The organism is Spongiactinospora sp. TRM90649 (genome assembly GCF_029382225.1).
Classification (GTDB): domain Bacteria; phylum Actinomycetota; class Actinomycetes; order Streptosporangiales; family Streptosporangiaceae; genus Spongiactinospora.
This window is the reverse complement of the sequence record NZ_JARLTC010000002.1, coordinates 567,396-583,897: the sequence shown is the minus strand read 5'-3', so window position 1 is coordinate 583,897 and position 16,502 is coordinate 567,396. Positions and strand designations below refer to the sequence as shown.

The following is a 16,502-nucleotide window of genomic DNA, read 5'->3' as shown; positions in this document are numbered from 1 at the left end:
CTGGAAGGAGGCCCATGGCGAAGGCGGAAAAGGCGACGGCTGTCGCCGAACTCAGGAGTGAGTTCGAGGGCTCCAGCGCCGCCGTTCTGACCGAGTACCGCGGTCTCACCGTCGCTCAGCTCAAGGAGCTGCGCGGTTCTCTCGGTGGGAATGCGAAGTTCGCCGTGGTGAAGAACACGCTGACCAAGCTGGCGGCGAACCAGGCCGGGATCTCGGCCCTGGACGACCTGCTGCAGGGTCCGTCGGCGATCGCGTTCGTCAAGGGCGACGTGGTCGAGGCCGCCAAGGGGCTGCGTGACTTCGCCAAGGCCAATCCCCTCCTGGTGATCAAGGGCGGTGTCGTCGACGGCAAGTCGATGAACCCGGACCAGATCACCAAGCTTGCCGACCTGGAGTCGCGCGAGGTCCTCCTCGCGAAGCTCGCCGGGGCCATGAAGGCGAAGCAGAGCCACGCGGCCGCCGTCCTGAACGCGCTGCCCACCAAGATGGCCCAGCTCGCCGAGGCCCTGCGAGCGAAGAAGGCCGAGGGCGGCGCGGCCGACGCGCCCGCCTCCGATGCTTCCGACGCCCCCGCCGGCGAGCCGGTCGACGCACCGGCCGACGCGGACGCGGGCGGCGAGTAGAACCAGGGGATTGCCGCTCACCGCGGTCCCGATTCTTGATCAACCATTCATACGGAGGAACACCACCATGGCGAAGCTCAGCGCCGACGAGCTGCTCGACACCTTCAAGGAGATGACCCTCCTTGAGCTTGCCGACTTCGTGAAGTTGTTCGAAGAGGCGTTCGACGTCAAGGCCGCCGCTCCGGTCGCCGCCGTCGCCGCCGCCCCCGCCGGTGGCGGTGCCGGCGCCGAGGCCGAGGTCGAGGAGCAGGACGAGTTCGACGTCATCCTCGAGGCCGCCGGCGACAAGAAGATCCAGGTCATCAAGGAGGTGCGCGCCCTGACGAGCCTGGGCCTCAAGGAGGCCAAGGACCTGGTCGACGGCGCGCCGAAGGCGCTGCTGGAGAAGGTCAACAAGGAGGCCGCGGAGAAGGCCAAGGCCGCCCTTGAGGGCGCCGGCGCCACCGTCACCGTCAAGTGACGCTCTGAGGCTCCACGCACGACCCATGAAGAGGGCGGTTCACCCAGGTGCCGGGTGGGCCGCCCTCTTCGCGTCCCTGGACCCCGTGGCCCGCCATAACGGCGGCGTAACGATCGGGCCGGGCGATGGGAACTCCCTCGAATGCGGGAGAACGCCGCTACGGTTGTTGCATCTGGAAGTAAAGTGTGCGGTGAGTGATGTATTGATAACGGTAGGTGGCGTTCGTGAGCGTCGAGGTCGTGGTCGAGGGGCTGACCAAGTCGTTCGGCAGGCAGGTCATCTGGCGAGACGTCTCGCTCACCCTCCCCGCCGGTGAGATCTCGGTGCTGCTCGGCCCCTCCGGCACCGGCAAGTCGGTCTTCCTCAAGACCCTGGTCGGCCTGCTCCGCCCCGACCGCGGCCACATCTGGATCGACGGCCACGACCTCGCGAACTGCGGCGAGCGCAAGCTTTACGAACTGCGCAGGTTGTTCGGCGTGCTGTTCCAGGACGGCGCGCTGTTCGGCTCGATGACCCTCTACGACAACATCGCCTTCCCGCTGCGCGAGCACACCAGGAAGACCGAGGCCGAGATCCGCAGGATCGTGATGGGCAAGGTCGAACTGGTCGGGCTGCGCGGCGCGGAGGGCAAGCTGCCCGGCGAGATCTCCGGCGGGATGCGCAAGCGGGCGGGGCTGGCCAGGGCGCTGGTGCTCGATCCCCGGATCATCCTGTTCGACGAGCCCGACTCCGGCCTCGACCCGGTCCGTACCGCCTACCTCAACCAGCTCATCGTCGATCTCAACGCCGACACCGGGGCGACCTTCCTGATCGTCACCCACGACGTCAACACCGCCCGCACGGTCCCCGACGAGATCGGCCTGATGTTCCGCCGCGAGCTGGTCATGTTCGGGCCCCGGGAGATGGTTCTCTCCAGCGACGAACCGGTGGTCCGGCAGTTCCTCAACGCGCGCAGGCACGGGCCGATCGGCATGTCGGAGGAGCAGGACACAGAGCAGGGCACTGAGCAGGGCATCGAGCAGGGGTCCCGCGAGCTCGCTTCCGAGCCGGCGGAGGAGCATCGGTTCGGGGGCCTGCCGCCGATCCCGCCGCAGCTCATGCCGAGCGGCGGGCGCATCCGCGCCAGCCAGCCGGTGCCGGGCGCGTGGCTGAGCGCCAACGGGGTGGTGCCGCCCGCCGGGTCGTTCGTGGACGAGCACGGCCGCGACTGGCGGGCCGAGTATCCGCGCCTGCTGGCGGGCTGACACTCCCGTCCCCGTCCCCGTCCGCGCACGGGCTGTGGATGTCCCGGCGAAGCCGGGGTTGCCGCCCACGCCGCGGGTTATGATCCGGCGACCGGCGCGGGAGGAGAGTGGACCCATGGCAGTGGCCGCCGAACGACCCGGATGCCGACGACCCGGATGTCGGCGGCGCGGGCTGCCCTGCGGGGAGGGCGGATGAGGGCGGTCGTGATCGGGGTGCTGGCCGTCCTGGTGCTCGGGCTGGGCGGCGCGGTGGTGTGGATCACCCGCGACCTCGGGGCCGAGCGAGACCGGGCGGTGGAGCGCGAGGCCGTCGTCCGCGCGGCGGGGGCGCACGCGGTGAACGTGCTGTCGGTGAGCCACCAGAACGTCGAGGACGACATCCGGCGCGTGCTCGCCTCCTCCACGGGGGCGGCCCGCGACGCCTATCAGGCGGGCGTCGCCCGGCTGCGGCAGACCACCGTGGCCAACAAGGTCGTGCAGACCGGCGTGCTGCGGGCCGTCGGCGTCGTCTCCATGGACGAGACCACGGCCAAGGCCCTCGTGGTGGCCGACGGGGTCATCTACTGGGAGGGCAAGGACGCCGCGCCGCAGGAGCGCTTCTACCGGTGGACCATGGACCTCACCAAGACCGGCGGGTCCTGGCTCGTGTCGCGCTGGGAGGAGGTCCAGTGACGCGGACGGCGTCCCTGGCCGGATCGGCGGTGCGCTTGTGAACCGTTCCATCGAGCCCTACGGGGCGGCCGAGGCGGGGCTCGGCCCGCGCGCCCGTGCCCGGGCGTTGTCGCGTTCCAGGTCGCGGCCGTTCGGGATCGCCGTGGCCGCGCTGATCGTGCTGGCGCTGGGGCTGGGCGCGGCGGCGCTGGTGCTGCACGCGAACCTGCGCTGGCTGCGTCAGGGCGAGGTCGCGGCCGGGGAGGCGCTGGAGACGGCCCGCTCGGTGGCGCCGGACATGCTCTCCTACAACCACGAGACGGTCGAACAGGATCTCGTGCGGGGGCGGAGCCACACCACGGGGGAGCTGACGGGCCACTACACGCGGCTGCTCCAGGTGCTGGTGCCCGCCGTCCGGCAGCAGCGCACGGTGCGGCAGGCCGAGGTGGTCAGCGCGGCCGTGGAACGGGCCGAGCCGGACCGGGTCGAGGTGCTGCTGTTCGTGGACATGACCACCACGCGGACGGTGGCCGGCGCGCGTGATCCGCAGCAGCAGGTGTCCCGCGACCGGGCCAGGTTCGTCATGGTCAAGTCGGGTGCCCGGTGGCTGGTCGCGGAGCTGTCCACGCTGCTCGGGAGCGTGCCGTCCAACTGAGGGGTGTCCCCGGGCGCCCTCTGGGGTAGACCTCTGGCGTGTCCGCGTTATTCAATTGTTAGCAAAGAAACGGTTTGGGGAAGGTGTGACAAGGGGGATGGAAGCCCCAAGAGTTCCGTTGGATCGCAAGGGTTGGAACCTCTGTGTGACGCAGCGTTACCCCAGGGCGCTCGTGGGTATCGTCTGGGATCCGGCAGCGCGGACGAGTCACACGGAGGGGATTTCCCAGCGTGCTGGCCACTAAGTGGCTGAAATGTCTGCTCTCGGGCTTGACGTTTCGCCTCAGAGGAGCGATGCTGCGAGCAACGTGGAGCATGCAGCGGACTTAGAGTGGACAGGTGTATGCCTTTCGGCTACACTGCTCCTTTGCGCTGCCCTTTGACGACCTCGCTTCTCTCTGTAGTCTTGCGAGGTTGTCTGGCGTGCGTGTAGATCAGTCCGCCGCGAGCCCTCGGAAGGACATCTGTTGGCAGCCTCGCGCAACGCCTCCGCCGTACCCGCTGGTCCCCGTCGTGTCTCCTTTTCGCGTATTCAGGAGCCCTTCGAGGTTCCCGACCTTCTCGCCCTGCAGACCGAGTCGTTCGACTGGCTGCTCGGAAACGAGAAGTGGAAGGCCCGGGTCGAGGCGGCCCGCCAGGCCGGGCGCAAGGACGTTCCGGCCCAGTCCGGTCTCGAAGAGATCTTCGAGGAGATCAGTCCCATCGAGGACTTCTCCGGAACCATGTCCCTGTCGTTCCGCGATCACCGGTTCGAGCCGCCCAAGTACTCCGTAGACGAGTGCAAAGACAAGGACATGACCTTCTCCGCCCCGATGTTCGTCACGGCGGAGTTCATCAATAACACCACTGGTGAGATCAAGAGCCAGACGGTCTTCATGGGCGACTTCCCGCTCATGACCGGCAAGGGCACCTTCATCATCAACGGCACCGAGCGTGTCGTGGTCTCCCAGCTGGTGCGTTCTCCCGGCGTCTACTTCGACCGCAGTGTCGACAAGACCTCGGACAAGGACATCTACGGGTGCAAGGTGATCCCCTCGCGGGGCGCCTGGCTCGAATTCGAGATCGACAAGCGCGACGCCGTCGGCGTCCGAATCGACCGCAAGCGGAAGCAGCCGGTGACAGTGCTGCTGAAGGCACTCGGCTGGACCAACGACCGCATCCTTGAGCGTTTCGGGCAGTACGAGTCGATGCGCGCCACCCTGGAGAAGGACCACACGGCCGGCCAGGACGACGCGCTGCTCGACATCTACCGGAAGCTGCGTCCGGGTGAGCCTCCGACCAAGGAGTCCGCCCAGACCCTTCTGGAGAACCTGTACTTCAACCCCAAGAGGTACGACCTCGCCAAGGTCGGGCGCTACAAGATCAACAAGAAGCTCGCGGTAGACGCCGAGATCAACCAGGGCACCCTGACCGAGGAAGACGTCGTCGCCACCATCGAGTACCTCGTCCGGCTGCACGCCGGCGAGAACTCCATGCCCGGCGCGTCCGGCGAGGTCGTGGTCGAGGTCGACGACATCGACCACTTCGGCAACCGCCGTCTGCGCACGGTCGGCGAGCTGATCCAGAACCAGGTCCGGCTGGGCCTGGCCCGGATGGAGCGCGTCGTCCGCGAGCGGATGACCACCCAGGACGTCGAGGCGATCACCCCGCAGACCCTGATCAACATCCGCCCCGTGGTGGCGTCGATCAAGGAGTTCTTCGGCACCTCCCAGCTCTCGCAGTTCATGGACCAGACCAACCCGCTGGCCGGCCTGACGCACAAGCGGCGTCTGTCCGCGCTGGGCCCCGGTGGTCTGTCCCGTGAGCGGGCCGGCTTCGAGGTCCGTGACGTGCACCCGTCCCACTACGGCCGGATGTGCCCGATCGAGACTCCCGAAGGCCCGAACATCGGCCTGATCGGCTCGCTCTCCTCCTACGGGCGGGTCAACTCCTTCGGCTTCGTCGAGACCCCGTACCGCAAGGTCGTCGACGGCAAGGTGACCGAGCAGATCGACTACCTCACCGCCGACGAGGAGGACCGCTACGTCAAGGCGCAGGCCAACACGCCGCTGAACGCGGACGGCTCCTTCGCCGAGTCCCGCGTGCTGGTCCGCACCAAGGGCGGTGAGACCGAGCTCGCCCGTGCCGAGGAGGTCGACTACATCGACGTCTCGCCGCGCCAGATGGTGTCGGTCGCGACCGCGATGATCCCCTTCCTGGAGCACGACGACGCCAACCGCGCCCTGATGGGCTCCAACATGCAGCGCCAGTCGGTGCCCCTGCTGAAGAGCGAGGCCCCGCTGGTCGGCACCGGCATGGAGTACCGCGCGGCCACCGACGCCGGCGATGTGATCATCGCCGAGAAGGCCGGTGTGGTCGAGGAGGTCTCCGCCGACTACGTCACCGTGATGAACGACGACGGCACCCGCACCACCTACCGTGTCGCCAAGTTCAAGCGGTCCAACCAGGGCACCTGCTTCAACCAGAAGCCGATCGTCAACGAGGGCGACCGGGTCGAGGTGAACCAGGTCGTCGCCGACGGCCCGTGCACCGACCAGGGCGAGATGGCCCTGGGCAAGAACCTCCTCGTGGCGTTCATGCCGTGGGAGGGTCACAACTACGAAGACGCGATCATCCTCTCTCAGCGTCTGGTGCAGGACGACGTCCTGTCCTCGATCCACATCGAGGAGCACGAGGTCGACGCCCGCGACACCAAGCTGGGCCCCGAGGAGATCACCCGCGACATCCCCAACGTCTCCGAGGAGGTCCTCGCCGACCTCGACGAGCGGGGCATCATCCGGATCGGCGCCGAGGTCACCCCCGGCGACATCCTGGTGGGCAAGGTCACCCCCAAGGGTGAGACCGAGCTGACCCCCGAGGAGCGGCTGCTTCGCGCGATCTTCGGTGAGAAGGCCCGTGAGGTCCGCGACACCTCGCTGAAGGTGCCGCACGGCGAGTCCGGCAAGGTCATCGGCGTCCGTGTGTTCTCCCGCGAGGAGGGCGACGAGCTGCCGCCCGGCGTCAACGAGCTGGTCCGCGTCTACGTGGCCCAGAAGCGTAAGATCACCGACGGCGACAAGCTGGCCGGCCGGCACGGCAACAAGGGCGTCATCTCCAAGATCCTCCCGGTCGAGGACATGCCGTTCCTGGAGGACGGTACCCCGGTCGACATCATCCTCAACCCGCTGGGCGTGCCCGGCCGAATGAACGTCGGCCAGGTCCTGGAGACCCACCTCGGGTGGATCGCCGCCCAGGGCTGGGAGCTCAGCGGCGTCCAGGAGGAGTGGGGCCAGCGGCTGCGGGACAAGGGCTTCGGCCAGGTCGACCCGCGCACCAAGGTCGCCACCCCGGTCTTCGACGGCGCCTACGAGGAAGAGATCGTCGGCCTGCTGGACAACACCATCCCGAACCGTGACGGTGACCGGATGGTGCAGCAGAGCGGCAAGGCGCGGCTGTTCGACGGCCGCTCCGGCGAGCCGTTCAGGGACCCGATCTCGGTCGGCTACATCTACATCCTGAAGCTGCTGCACCTGGTCGACGACAAGATCCACGCGCGTTCGACCGGCCCGTACTCGATGATCACCCAGCAGCCGCTGGGCGGTAAGGCGCAGTTCGGCGGCCAGCGCTTCGGTGAGATGGAGGTGTGGGCGCTGGAGGCTTACGGCGCCGCCTACGCCCTCCAGGAACTGCTGACCATCAAGTCCGACGACGTCACCGGCCGAGTGAAGGTCTACGAGGCGATCGTCAAGGGCGAGAACATTCCCGAGCCGGGCATCCCGGAGTCGTTCAAGGTGCTCATCAAGGAAATGCAGTCGCTGTGCCTCAACGTCGAGGTGCTCTCCAGCGATGGCATGTCCATCGAGATGCGCGACACCGACGAAGACGTCTTCCGTGCGGCCGAGGAACTCGGCATCGATCTCGCCAGACGCCCCAACGAGGGTGCCATGAGCGTGGACGAGGTCTAATTCAAAGGGGGTATGACAATGCTCGACGTCAATTTCTTCGACGAGCTGCGAATTGGCCTCGCCACCGCTGACGACATCCGCCAGTGGTCGCACGGTGAGGTGAAGAAGCCGGAGACGATCAACTACCGGACCCTCAAGCCGGAGAAGGACGGCCTCTTCTGCGAGAAGATCTTCGGTCCTACTCGCGACTGGGAGTGCTACTGCGGCAAGTACAAGCGCGTCCGGTTCAAGGGCATCATCTGTGAGCGCTGCGGCGTCGAGGTGACCCGTGCCAAGGTGCGCCGTGAGCGGATGGGTCACATCGAGCTGGCCGCTCCGGTCACGCACATCTGGTACTTCAAGGGCGTGCCGTCCCGCCTCGGCTACCTGCTCGACCTGGCCCCGAAGGACCTGGAGAAGGTCATCTACTTCGCGGCCTACATGATCACGCAGGTCGACACCGAGACACGTGACCGCGACCTGCCGTCCCTGGAGGCCAAGATCTCCGTGGAGCGGCAGCACATCGAGCAGCGCCGTGACGCCGACGTCGAAGGCCGCCAGAAGAAGCTCGAAGCCGACCTGGCGGAGCTTGAGGCGGCCGGGGCCAAGGGCGACCAGCGCCGCAAGGTCCGCGAGGGCGCCGACCGCGAGATGCGTCAGCTCCGCGACCGCGCGCAGCGCGAACTCGACCGGCTCGACGAGGTCTGGAGCCGCTTCAAGAACCTCAAGGTCCAGGACCTTGAGGGCGACGAGCTCCTCTACCGCGAGATGCGCGACCGCTTCGGCCGCTACTTCCGCGGCGGCATGGGCGCTCAGGCCATCCAGGAGCGGCTGGTCAACTTCGACCTCGACGCCGAGGCGGAGAACCTCCGCGAGACCATCCGCAGCGGCAAGGGGCAGAAGAAGGCCCGCGCGCTCAAGCGGCTCAAGGTCGTCTCGGCGTTCCTCAACACCCGCAACTCGCCCAACGGCATGGTGCTGGACTGCATCCCGGTGATCCCGCCGGACCTGCGCCCCATGGTGCAGCTCGACGGTGGCCGGTTCGCCACGTCCGACCTCAACGACCTGTACCGCCGGGTCATCAACCGGAACAACCGCCTCAAGCGTCTGCTCGACCTCGGCGCGCCCGAGATCATCGTGAACAACGAGAAGCGGATGCTCCAGGAGGCCGTGGACGCGCTGTTCGACAACGGCCGTCGCGGACGCCCGGTCACCGGCCCCGGCAACCGGCCGCTGAAGTCGCTGTCCGACATGCTGAAGGGCAAGCAGGGCCGGTTCCGCCAGAACCTGCTGGGCAAGCGAGTCGACTACTCCGGTCGTTCCGTGATCGTCGTCGGCCCGCAGCTCAAGCTGCACCAGTGCGGCCTGCCCAAGCAGATGGCGCTGGAGCTGTTCAAGCCGTTCGTGATGAAGCGCCTGGTCGACCTGAACCACGCGCAGAACATCAAGTCGGCCAAGCGGATGGTCGAGCGCGCCCGCGCCGTCGTGTGGGACGTCCTCGAAGAGGTCATCACCGAGCACCCGGTGCTGCTCAACCGTGCGCCGACCCTGCACCGCCTGGGCATCCAGGCGTTCGAGCCGCAGCTCGTCGAGGGCAAGGCCATCCAGATCCACCCGCTCGTCTGCACCGCGTTCAACGCGGACTTCGACGGTGACCAGATGGCCGTCCACCTGCCGCTGTCGGCCGAGGCGCAGGCCGAGGCCCGCATCCTGATGCTGTCCACCAACAACATCCTCAAGCCGGCCGACGGCAAGCCGGTGACGATGCCCACCCAGGACATGGTCATCGGGCTGTACTGGCTGACCACGCAGAAGGACGACGCGCAGGGCGCGGGCCGTACCTTCGGCTCGGTCAGCGAGGCGCTGATGGCCTACGACCGGCGTGAGCTGGACATCCAGGCCGAGATCAACGTCCGCTTCAAGGAGGTCGCGCCGCCGCGCGGCTGGAGCGCGCCGGAGGGCTGGGAGCCGGGCGACTTCGTTCGCCTGACCACCACTCTGGGCCGTTGCCTGTTCAACGAGACGCTGCCCGCAGACCTGCCGTTCGTGAACTACCAGGTCGGCAAGAAGCAGCTCTCCGCGATCGTCAACGAGCTGGCCGAGAGCTACCCCAAGGTCGAGGTGGCCACCGCGCTCGACGCCCTCAAGGACGCCGGCTTCCACTGGGCGACCCGCGCGGGCGTCACCATCTCCATCGACGACGTGGTGGCCCCGCCGAACAAGGCGACCATCATGGAGGACTACGAGCGCCGGGCCGAGAAGGTCCAGCGCGAGTACGAGCGTGGTCTGATCACCGACGAGGAGCGCCGTCAGGAGCTCATCGAGATCTGGACCCACGCCACCACCGACGTCGAGACCGACCTGGTGAACGCCTTCCCGGACACCAACTCGGTCTGGATGATGGTCAACTCCGGCGCCCGTGGTAACAAGATGCAGGTCCGGCAGATCGCCGGTATCCGCGGCCTGGTGTCCAACACCAAGGGTGAGACGATCCCGCGTCCGATCAAGTCCTCCTTCCGCGAGGGCCTGTCGGTGCTGGAGTACTTCATCTCCACCCACGGCCAGCGGAAGGGTCTGGCGGACACCGCGCTGCGGACCGCAGACTCCGGCTACCTGACCCGGCGTCTGGTCGACGTCGCCCAGGACGTCATCGTCCGCGACGTGGACTGCGGCACCGACCGCACCGTCCCGCTGCACGTCGCCGAGCGCGACTCGGCGGGCAACCTGGTCAGGGCCGAGAACGCCGAGACCAACGTGCACGGCCGCATCCTGGCCGAGGACGTCGAGGTGGACGGCAAGATCGTCGCCGCCGGCGGTGTCGACATCAACGACATCACCGTGGACGCCCTCGTGGCGGCGGGTGTGGAGACCGTGCGCACCCGCAGCGCGCTGGTGTGCGAGGCGAAGATCGGTGTCTGCGCGACCTGCTACGGCCGTTCGCTGGCCACCGGCAAGCTCGTGGACGTCGGCGAGGCCGTCGGCATCATCGCCGCCCAGTCCATCGGCGAGCCGGGCACCCAGCTCACCATGCGGACCTTCCACACCGGTGGTGTGGCGGGCGCCGACATCACCCACGGCCTGCCGCGTGTGACCGAGCTGTTCGAGGCGCGCATCCCCAAGGGTGTCGCCCCGATCACCGAGGTCAGCGGCCGGGTCCGGATCGACGAGACCGACAAGACCCGCAAGATCGTGATCACCCCGGACGACGGCTCGGAAGAGGTCGCCTATCCGGTGTCGATGCGCTCGCGGCTCCAGGTCTCCGACGGCCAGCGGGTAGAGGTCGGCGACAAGCTGGTGGCCGGTGCGATCAACCCCAACGAGGTGCTGCGCATCCTCGGCCCGCGCGCCGTGCAGCTCCACCTCGTGGCGGAGGTCCAGCAGGTCTACCGGTCGCAGGGTGTGTCGATCCACGACAAGCACATCGAGATCATCGTCCGGCAGATGCTCAAGCGGGTCAACGTGCTGGAGTCGGGCGACACCGACCTCCTGCCCGGCGAACTGGTCGAGCGTCCGCGCTTCGAGGCGATGAACCGCGAGTGCGTCGCCGAGCAGGGACAGCCGGCCTCCGGCCGTCCGGTGCTCATGGGCATCACCAAGGCGTCGCTGGCCACCGAGTCGTGGCTGTCGGCGGCCTCCTTCCAGGAGACGACCAGGGTCCTCACGGACGCGGCGATCCACGCCAAGTCCGACTCCCTGCTCGGCCTGAAGGAGAACGTCATCATCGGTAAGCTCATCCCGGCCGGTACGGGCATGCCCCAGTACCGCAACATCCGGGTCGAGCCCACCGAAGAGGCCAAGGCCGCGATGTACACGGTCGGCGGCTACGACGGCAGCGCGGCCGACTACACCTTCGGCACGGGCAGCGGCGAAGCCGTCCCGCTGGAGGAGTACGACTTCGGCCAGTACAACCGCTGACCGACCCAGTCGAAGCCAGTCGAACAACCAACGGCCGCCCCGCACGAAAGCGCGGGGCGGCCGTTCTCCGTCCTTCCCCATCTCGACGACCCCCGCCCCGCGCCGTTTCCCGTCGCAAGGCCCTCGCTGCGCTCGGACGTTCTTTCCGGGGTCGGGCTCCGCCCGACGCTGTCGCCGCAGGTCCATCACTTGGGTACCGGATGCCGCGATCAACGATCTTTGTAGCCCGCCTGCCAGTCATCACGATGATCGACGATCGTCCATCAGGGATGGTCCGGACGGCGGTGCCGTCCACCCCCTGGCCCTCGCCACGCTCGTTGGGCGAGTCCGGCGGTCAGGCGCCACCGCCCGTTCACTTGTGTCCCGGCTCGCCTTGCCCGACTGTGGAGGCATGAGGATCTTGATGGCCCTTGTCGCCGTGCTGCTGCTGGCCGTCCTGAACGGCTGTGGCCTGGTGGGGGCGCAGGGAGCCGGGCCGTCGGCGTCGCCATCGGCGCTGCTCCCCTGCCCGGAAGCCGCGGATTCGCCAGCGCCCGGCCCTTGCGTGACGATGCCCTCCTGGGAGCAGAAGCACGCGGGCAACAGGGCATACCGCCAGCGCCACACGCTCTCTCCGGAGACGGCCGCGGCGGCCGAGCCGGTGGCCGAGGCTCTGCGGGGCCGATTCGCCGGCCTACGCGAGCGGGAACTGCACGGCGAGGCCCACGTCGCCAAGGCGGTCCGAGCGGTCGCCCCGGAGGGAACGCACGTGATCATGAGGGCGGGCGGTGCGCGCTCCGCTGTGGAGTTCGCGATCGCGCTGCCGGGAGGATGCCTGACCGGCTTCTACGACGAGCGTGAGTCGAAGGTGGAGGTGGGCGGGTTCATTAATGACGGTGGTTGCCTGGCGGCCCCCGGCCACTGACCCCGGGACCGTCGTCCGGCTCGTGATCCCGCGCGGCGCGTCCTCATCGGCGTCCACGGGCTTCCTCCGCCGCAGCGGTTCTGCCTCGTCGAGTTGCTCAGGCAGGCCCCGGCGGCGCTGAACCAGGCGCGCGCCCCGCCGGGCTTCCGATCTCCCACGGGTGCGGGACCACTGCCATGTGCGGCGGTCTCGCAGGGCCGGGACGCGGCCACGACGGTTGGTCCTCGGCGGGGAGTGGCCGGGAAGGGGCGTGTGCGCCCCGCCGAGGAGTCAGGCGGCACCCAAGCGGACCAGGATGCCGAGTTGGACGGCCAGCGCCGTGGCGTTGAGGTAGGGGTCCACATCGATCGCGGTGACCCGCCCCGAGCCGAGCCGGGCGCACAGCACGGGGTGCCGTAACGGCGGGAAGCGGCCGCGCTCGCGAAGCGTTGGAGTCCGGGGCGCAACCACTGTCGGGCGAAGCCCGACCCGGGAAAGATCGTCCGAGCGAAGCGAGGGCTTTTCTAATCCGTCAGGCGTCACCTGACGAGCCGAGCGGGCCGCAGGGGGATTTCCCTGCGGCCCGCCCGCTGTCGTTCAGAGGATCATCGCTGATCAGGGCTCGCGGTAGTCGGCGGCGACGCCGATGAGCGAGATCAGGCCGGAGGCGAACTCAAGCGCCTCCTGGTGGCCCTCCTCGAACGGCGGCTGGAAGCCGACGCCCTCCCACTGCTTGGTCTCCGGGTTCCAGATGTCGTTGCCGACCTCGAAGTCCCAGCCGAAGATCCCGTAGTCGTACCAGAGCTCGTCCGCCGAGTTGCCCGCCGCCGAGTAGAGCACGTCGGTCACCGGGCCGGTCTGCTGCGGCCAGGTGACCGTGCCGCGTTCGGCGGCGATGGCCTGCTCGATGGTGCGGGCCGAGCGCAGGAAGTACGCCTCCTGCTCCTTGGACGGCCGGGGCAGCGGAACGCGGCCTTCGAGCTTGTACGCGCCGGGAGGCCACATGAAGTAGCCGCCGTAGCTGTGCACGTTCATCGCGAACTTGATGTTCCGGTACGTCTTGGCCAGCCAGATCACGTTGCGGCTCTCGGGTTCGGAGTGCTCGGCGGGACCGGCGAACGTCCCGCTCAGGCAGTTGGTCGACGCGCCGAAGTAGCCGTCGAACAGCGACCCGACCGCGTAGTTGCGGTTGATGTCCACGCCCCAGGAGTCGCGGCGGGCCGGGTCGGCCTGCGCGGCGGGGCAGTGGTTGGTCATGTTCTTCCGCTGGAAGTTGAAGTCGTAGAAGCTGTAGTTCGCGCCGTCGGGGTTGACCGTCGGCACGATGAAGATGTCCGTGCGGCGCAGCAGCTTCCGCGTCGCCGGGTCACGGTCGTAGTTGCGCAGCAGCCGCTCGGCGGTCTCGATGGTGACCAGCGGCGTCACCCATTCCCGCGCGTGCTCCTGGGCGTAGGCGAGCACGCCGGGGCGCGAGCCGTCCCGGTGGACGCCGACGCGCAGCGCCAGCACCCGCGCGGGGGCGCGGGACACGTCGGCGGGGGCCTTGAGGGAGTCGGTGAGCTGGGTGAGCGGCACGGGGGCGAGTACGCCCTGGCCGGGGTCGTTCTGGTAGACCGAGGCCCGCACGGGGCTGCCCGCCGTGGCGTTGATCGCGGCGGCGGCCTGGGCGGCTGTGCTGACCGGCTTACCGGACGCGTCGGTGGCCAGGCTGACGCTGACCTGCTTGCCGTTCACGGTGACCCGCAGCGGACGGTCGGCCGCGCCGGGATCGACCAGTTCGACGCCCAGGTCGTTGCCGCCCTCGGAGCCGTAGGCGTTGGAGGTAGCCACGATGGCCGCGCCGGGCGGGGTGCCGATCACGGCCTGGGCGTGCCGCCGGTAGCCGTTGGTGCGGTTGGGCAGCGTGATGATGTCGGTCAGCTTGGGATAGCGCTTGTGCAGGTCCTTGACCCGCTGGTTGAGCTGCGCGGGGGGCATGTACTGGGTGATGAAGTCCTTCTGGTAGCCGGGGCGGTTGCGGTCGGGGCGCTCGCCGTCCGGCCACTCGGAGACCTTGGCGTCGGCCTTGCCGCCGGTCGCCGAGGTGACGGTCACCCACTGCGGCTGTTCCGTGGCGGGGACCGGGGTGGAGAACTGGTGGCCGAGGTAGGACCCGACGTCCACGTACGGGACCAGCGGCGCCTGTCCGCTCGTGCCGCGCTTGCCCTTCCACGACACGCTGAGCGCGGCCTCGCCTCCCGCGCTGCTGGACGCTTCGACGGACAGGAAGTAGCCCGCCCGGGACTTGAACCAGACGGCCCGCTCGATCACGATCTGATCCTGCGCGGCCCCCGCCGTGGGGGCCCGCTTGGCCTGGGGGGCCGCCTTGGGCGCGAGTGTCGCGCCGAGCGGCCTGTAGGCGGCGAGCTGGCTGTCGGTGACGACGGCGTCCACCTGGACGCTGCCGTCAGCCTGGGGACGGACTCGTTCGGTGAGGTCGGCTCCCGTGGCCACCAGCCGTTCCATCGCGGCCTGGTCGGGCACGGACAGCGTCACAAGGGAGACCGGCTCCGGGTCGGTCGGGCCGGCGACCGCCGGCAACGAGGGCCCGGCGGCCGGAAATGTGGCCAAAACGATCGTCAGTACTACTGCGGACGCCCGCAATACACGCATCGGCTCCTCCTGGATCACCGCTATGGAGATCATTCAAAGCCGACTTGACGGAACGGGCAAGACCCGGCCAACAAGAAAAGTCGCGAAAACGACCCAGCGGTATTGGCACATGTCAACGTGGTGTGACCGGCGGCGCCGCGTCAGCGGTGCAATTCGCCGGCCACTCCACGTGGCCGTTTCCCTGCCTTTTACCGGTATTACCTGAGCGGCCGCTCAAATGTTGTCGCCGGAAATTCAGCGGCGCGGAAGCACCGGCTTCGCGTCGGTCCAGCCGGAGCCCAGCATGGCGGTCCAGGCGATGGGGGAGACCTTCTGGCAGCCGGAGTCGCCGGTGGCCCGCAGCACCGCGAGCAGCCTGCCGCCGGTGCGGCCGAACAGCGCCCGGGTCTCGGACGCGTAGCCGTTGTCGCAGCTCCGCAAGGCCACGCCGACCGCGTCGCGGCCCAGTGGGTCGCGTGTCGCACCGAGCGAGCGGACGGCGGGCAGGTCGGCCATGAGCCGGAACAGGCCCGCCCGGAACGTCGCCGGGAACGTCGTCTATCCGGCGCCAGGCGACGCAGAACGTCTCGCTCGCCACCTCCTCGGCGAGCCCGCGCCCGGCACGGCTGACCGCGTACGCGTAGACGTTCGCGTAGCAGGAGTCGTACAGGGCGGTGAATCGGTCCCTTGGAACGGGTTCCTCCATGCGTGCGTTCCTCCCTTCCTTGGATGCGCCAGTGAAGGGAAGTGAGCGGAGAGCCCCGCTTCTTACACCGTCGTTCGCCGGATCGCCTGAGCGATCAGTGTGGCGACCGTCTCGGGGCGGGTGAGCATGGCCAGGTGGTCGGCGTCGGCGCGCAGGACGGGCCAGCCCAGGCGGGCGGCCTCGTCGGCCTCGGAGTCGTAGGCGGCGCTCAGCCGTATGTAGGCGGGGCGTACTCGGCCCCAGGAGGGGTCTTCGGGCGGGGCGGGCTCGCGCAGGTAGGCGACGGGCAGGCGGGGGAGTTCGGCGATGAACCGATCGCGGAGGGCGGTGTCGGGGAGCAGCGCGGCGACCGTTCCCGGCGGGAACCACTCGTGCCAGGGCGGGAGCCGTCCGTCGTGGACGAGGGCGGTCAGGTGGCCGCGCAGGTGCTCGGGAGCGGTCGAGAACCAGTCGGCGCCGGGCGCGGGCAGCACGGCGTCCACGAAGACGGCGGCGCGCACCGCGCCGCCGAGCGCCGCGGCGACCGCCGGGAGCAGCGCCCCCGCCCCGCTGTGCGCGATGAGGACGACAGGACCGTCCTCGTCACCCGGGTAGTCGTCCGCGACGGCGCGTGCGAACGCCGGGTAGTACGGCGGGCCGTCCTCCAGCGCGCCGAGCAGTGAGGGGGTGACCGCTGCGTGCCCCGCCTCCCGGAGGCACATCGCCGTCGCCTCCCAGGTCAGCGGGCCTACCAGCGGGCTGTGCAGGAGGACCGGCGAAGGCGTGGAGGGCATGTGGTCATTCTGCCCCTCCGCGCGGTGACGATGGTGTCC

The 16,502-nt window shown here is 68.9% G+C and carries 11 protein-coding genes; 8 read left to right on the top strand and 3 right to left on the bottom strand.

All coding sequences use genetic code 11. The features are described 5' to 3' along the window. Nucleotides 1–14 precede the first annotated feature (14 nt). The 8 genes from rplJ to P3X83_RS02775 all read left to right on the top strand — a co-directional run bounded on the left by rplJ (nt 15) and on the right by P3X83_RS02775 (nt 12,374). The gene (rplJ, locus tag P3X83_RS02810; RefSeq protein ID WP_277302875.1) at nt 15–623 is read left to right on the top strand and encodes a 50S ribosomal protein L10; all 609 of its coding nucleotides are present in this window, start codon (nt 15–17) and stop codon (nt 621–623) included. Nucleotides 624–690: 67 nt separating this feature from the next. After that, nucleotides 691–1,083 (top strand): 50S ribosomal protein L7/L12, encoded by a 393-nt coding sequence (gene rplL / locus P3X83_RS02805; protein WP_277302874.1) that lies wholly within the window; start codon nt 691–693, stop codon nt 1,081–1,083. Nucleotides 1,084–1,307: 224 nt separating this feature from the next. Continuing rightward, nucleotides 1,308–2,327: an ABC transporter ATP-binding protein gene (locus P3X83_RS02800; RefSeq protein ID WP_277302873.1), complete on the top strand. Its 1,020-nt coding sequence runs from the start codon at nt 1,308–1,310 to the stop codon at nt 2,325–2,327. 192 nt (nt 2,328–2,519) lie between these two features. Next, entirely contained in the window at nt 2,520–2,999 is a 480-nt protein-coding gene (locus tag P3X83_RS02795; RefSeq protein ID WP_277302872.1) for a hypothetical protein, read from the top strand. A 37-nt stretch (nt 3,000–3,036) separates the two neighbouring features. Next, on the top strand, nt 3,037–3,633 hold the full coding sequence (locus P3X83_RS02790; RefSeq protein ID WP_277302871.1) for a hypothetical protein: 597 nt from the start codon (nt 3,037–3,039) through the stop codon (nt 3,631–3,633). Between the two features lie 466 nt (nt 3,634–4,099). Next, complete coding sequence (gene rpoB, locus P3X83_RS02785) at nt 4,100–7,576, top strand: DNA-directed RNA polymerase subunit beta (protein WP_277302870.1); 3,477 nt, start codon at nt 4,100–4,102, stop codon at nt 7,574–7,576. A gap of 18 nt (nt 7,577–7,594) precedes the next feature. Continuing rightward, nucleotides 7,595–11,470, top strand: a complete 3,876-nt coding sequence (locus P3X83_RS02780; protein WP_277302869.1) for a DNA-directed RNA polymerase subunit beta' — start codon at nt 7,595–7,597, stop codon at nt 11,468–11,470. Nucleotides 11,471–11,861: 391 nt separating this feature from the next. Next, nucleotides 11,862–12,374: a hypothetical protein gene (locus P3X83_RS02775; protein ID WP_277302868.1), complete on the top strand. Its 513-nt coding sequence runs from the start codon at nt 11,862–11,864 to the stop codon at nt 12,372–12,374. A 594-nt stretch (nt 12,375–12,968) separates the two neighbouring features. Here P3X83_RS02775 and P3X83_RS02770 read toward each other — a convergent pair. From P3X83_RS02770 to P3X83_RS02760, 3 genes are all read right to left on the bottom strand, one after another. Beyond that, nucleotides 12,969–15,005 carry a M14 family zinc carboxypeptidase gene (locus P3X83_RS02770; protein ID WP_277302867.1) on the bottom strand — a complete coding sequence of 679 codons (2,037 nt, stop codon included), beginning with the start codon at nt 15,003–15,005 and terminating at the stop codon, nt 12,969–12,971. 234 nt (nt 15,006–15,239) lie between these two features. Beyond that, nucleotides 15,240–15,500 (bottom strand): hypothetical protein, encoded by a 261-nt coding sequence (locus P3X83_RS02765; RefSeq protein ID WP_277302866.1) that lies wholly within the window; start codon nt 15,498–15,500, stop codon nt 15,240–15,242. 252 nt (nt 15,501–15,752) lie between these two features. After that, the gene (locus tag P3X83_RS02760) at nt 15,753–16,463 is read right to left on the bottom strand and encodes an alpha/beta fold hydrolase (protein ID WP_277302865.1); all 711 of its coding nucleotides are present in this window, start codon (nt 16,461–16,463) and stop codon (nt 15,753–15,755) included. Nucleotides 16,464–16,502: the final 39 nt, after the last annotated feature.

What these genes read in the sequence shown, in the direction of transcription:
- rplJ (WP_277302875.1), top strand. Translation starts at nt 15, where the DNA reads ATGGCGAAGGCGGAAAAGGCGACGGCTGTCGCCGAACTCAGGAGTGAG.
- rplL (WP_277302874.1), top strand. Translation starts at nt 691, where the DNA reads ATGGCGAAGCTCAGCGCCGACGAGCTGCTCGACACCTTCAAGGAGATG.
- P3X83_RS02795 (WP_277302872.1), top strand. Translation starts at nt 2,520, where the DNA reads ATGAGGGCGGTCGTGATCGGGGTGCTGGCCGTCCTGGTGCTCGGGCTG.
- P3X83_RS02780 (WP_277302869.1), top strand. Translation starts at nt 7,595, where the DNA reads ATGCTCGACGTCAATTTCTTCGACGAGCTGCGAATTGGCCTCGCCACC.
- P3X83_RS02775 (WP_277302868.1), top strand. Translation starts at nt 11,862, where the DNA reads ATGAGGATCTTGATGGCCCTTGTCGCCGTGCTGCTGCTGGCCGTCCTG.
- P3X83_RS02770 (WP_277302867.1), bottom strand. Translation starts at nt 15,005, where the DNA reads ATGCGTGTATTGCGGGCGTCCGCAGTAGTACTGACGATCGTTTTGGCC.
- P3X83_RS02765 (WP_277302866.1), bottom strand. Translation starts at nt 15,500, where the DNA reads ATGGCCGACCTGCCCGCCGTCCGCTCGCTCGGTGCGACACGCGACCCA.
- P3X83_RS02760 (WP_277302865.1), bottom strand. Translation starts at nt 16,463, where the DNA reads ATGCCCTCCACGCCTTCGCCGGTCCTCCTGCACAGCCCGCTGGTAGGC.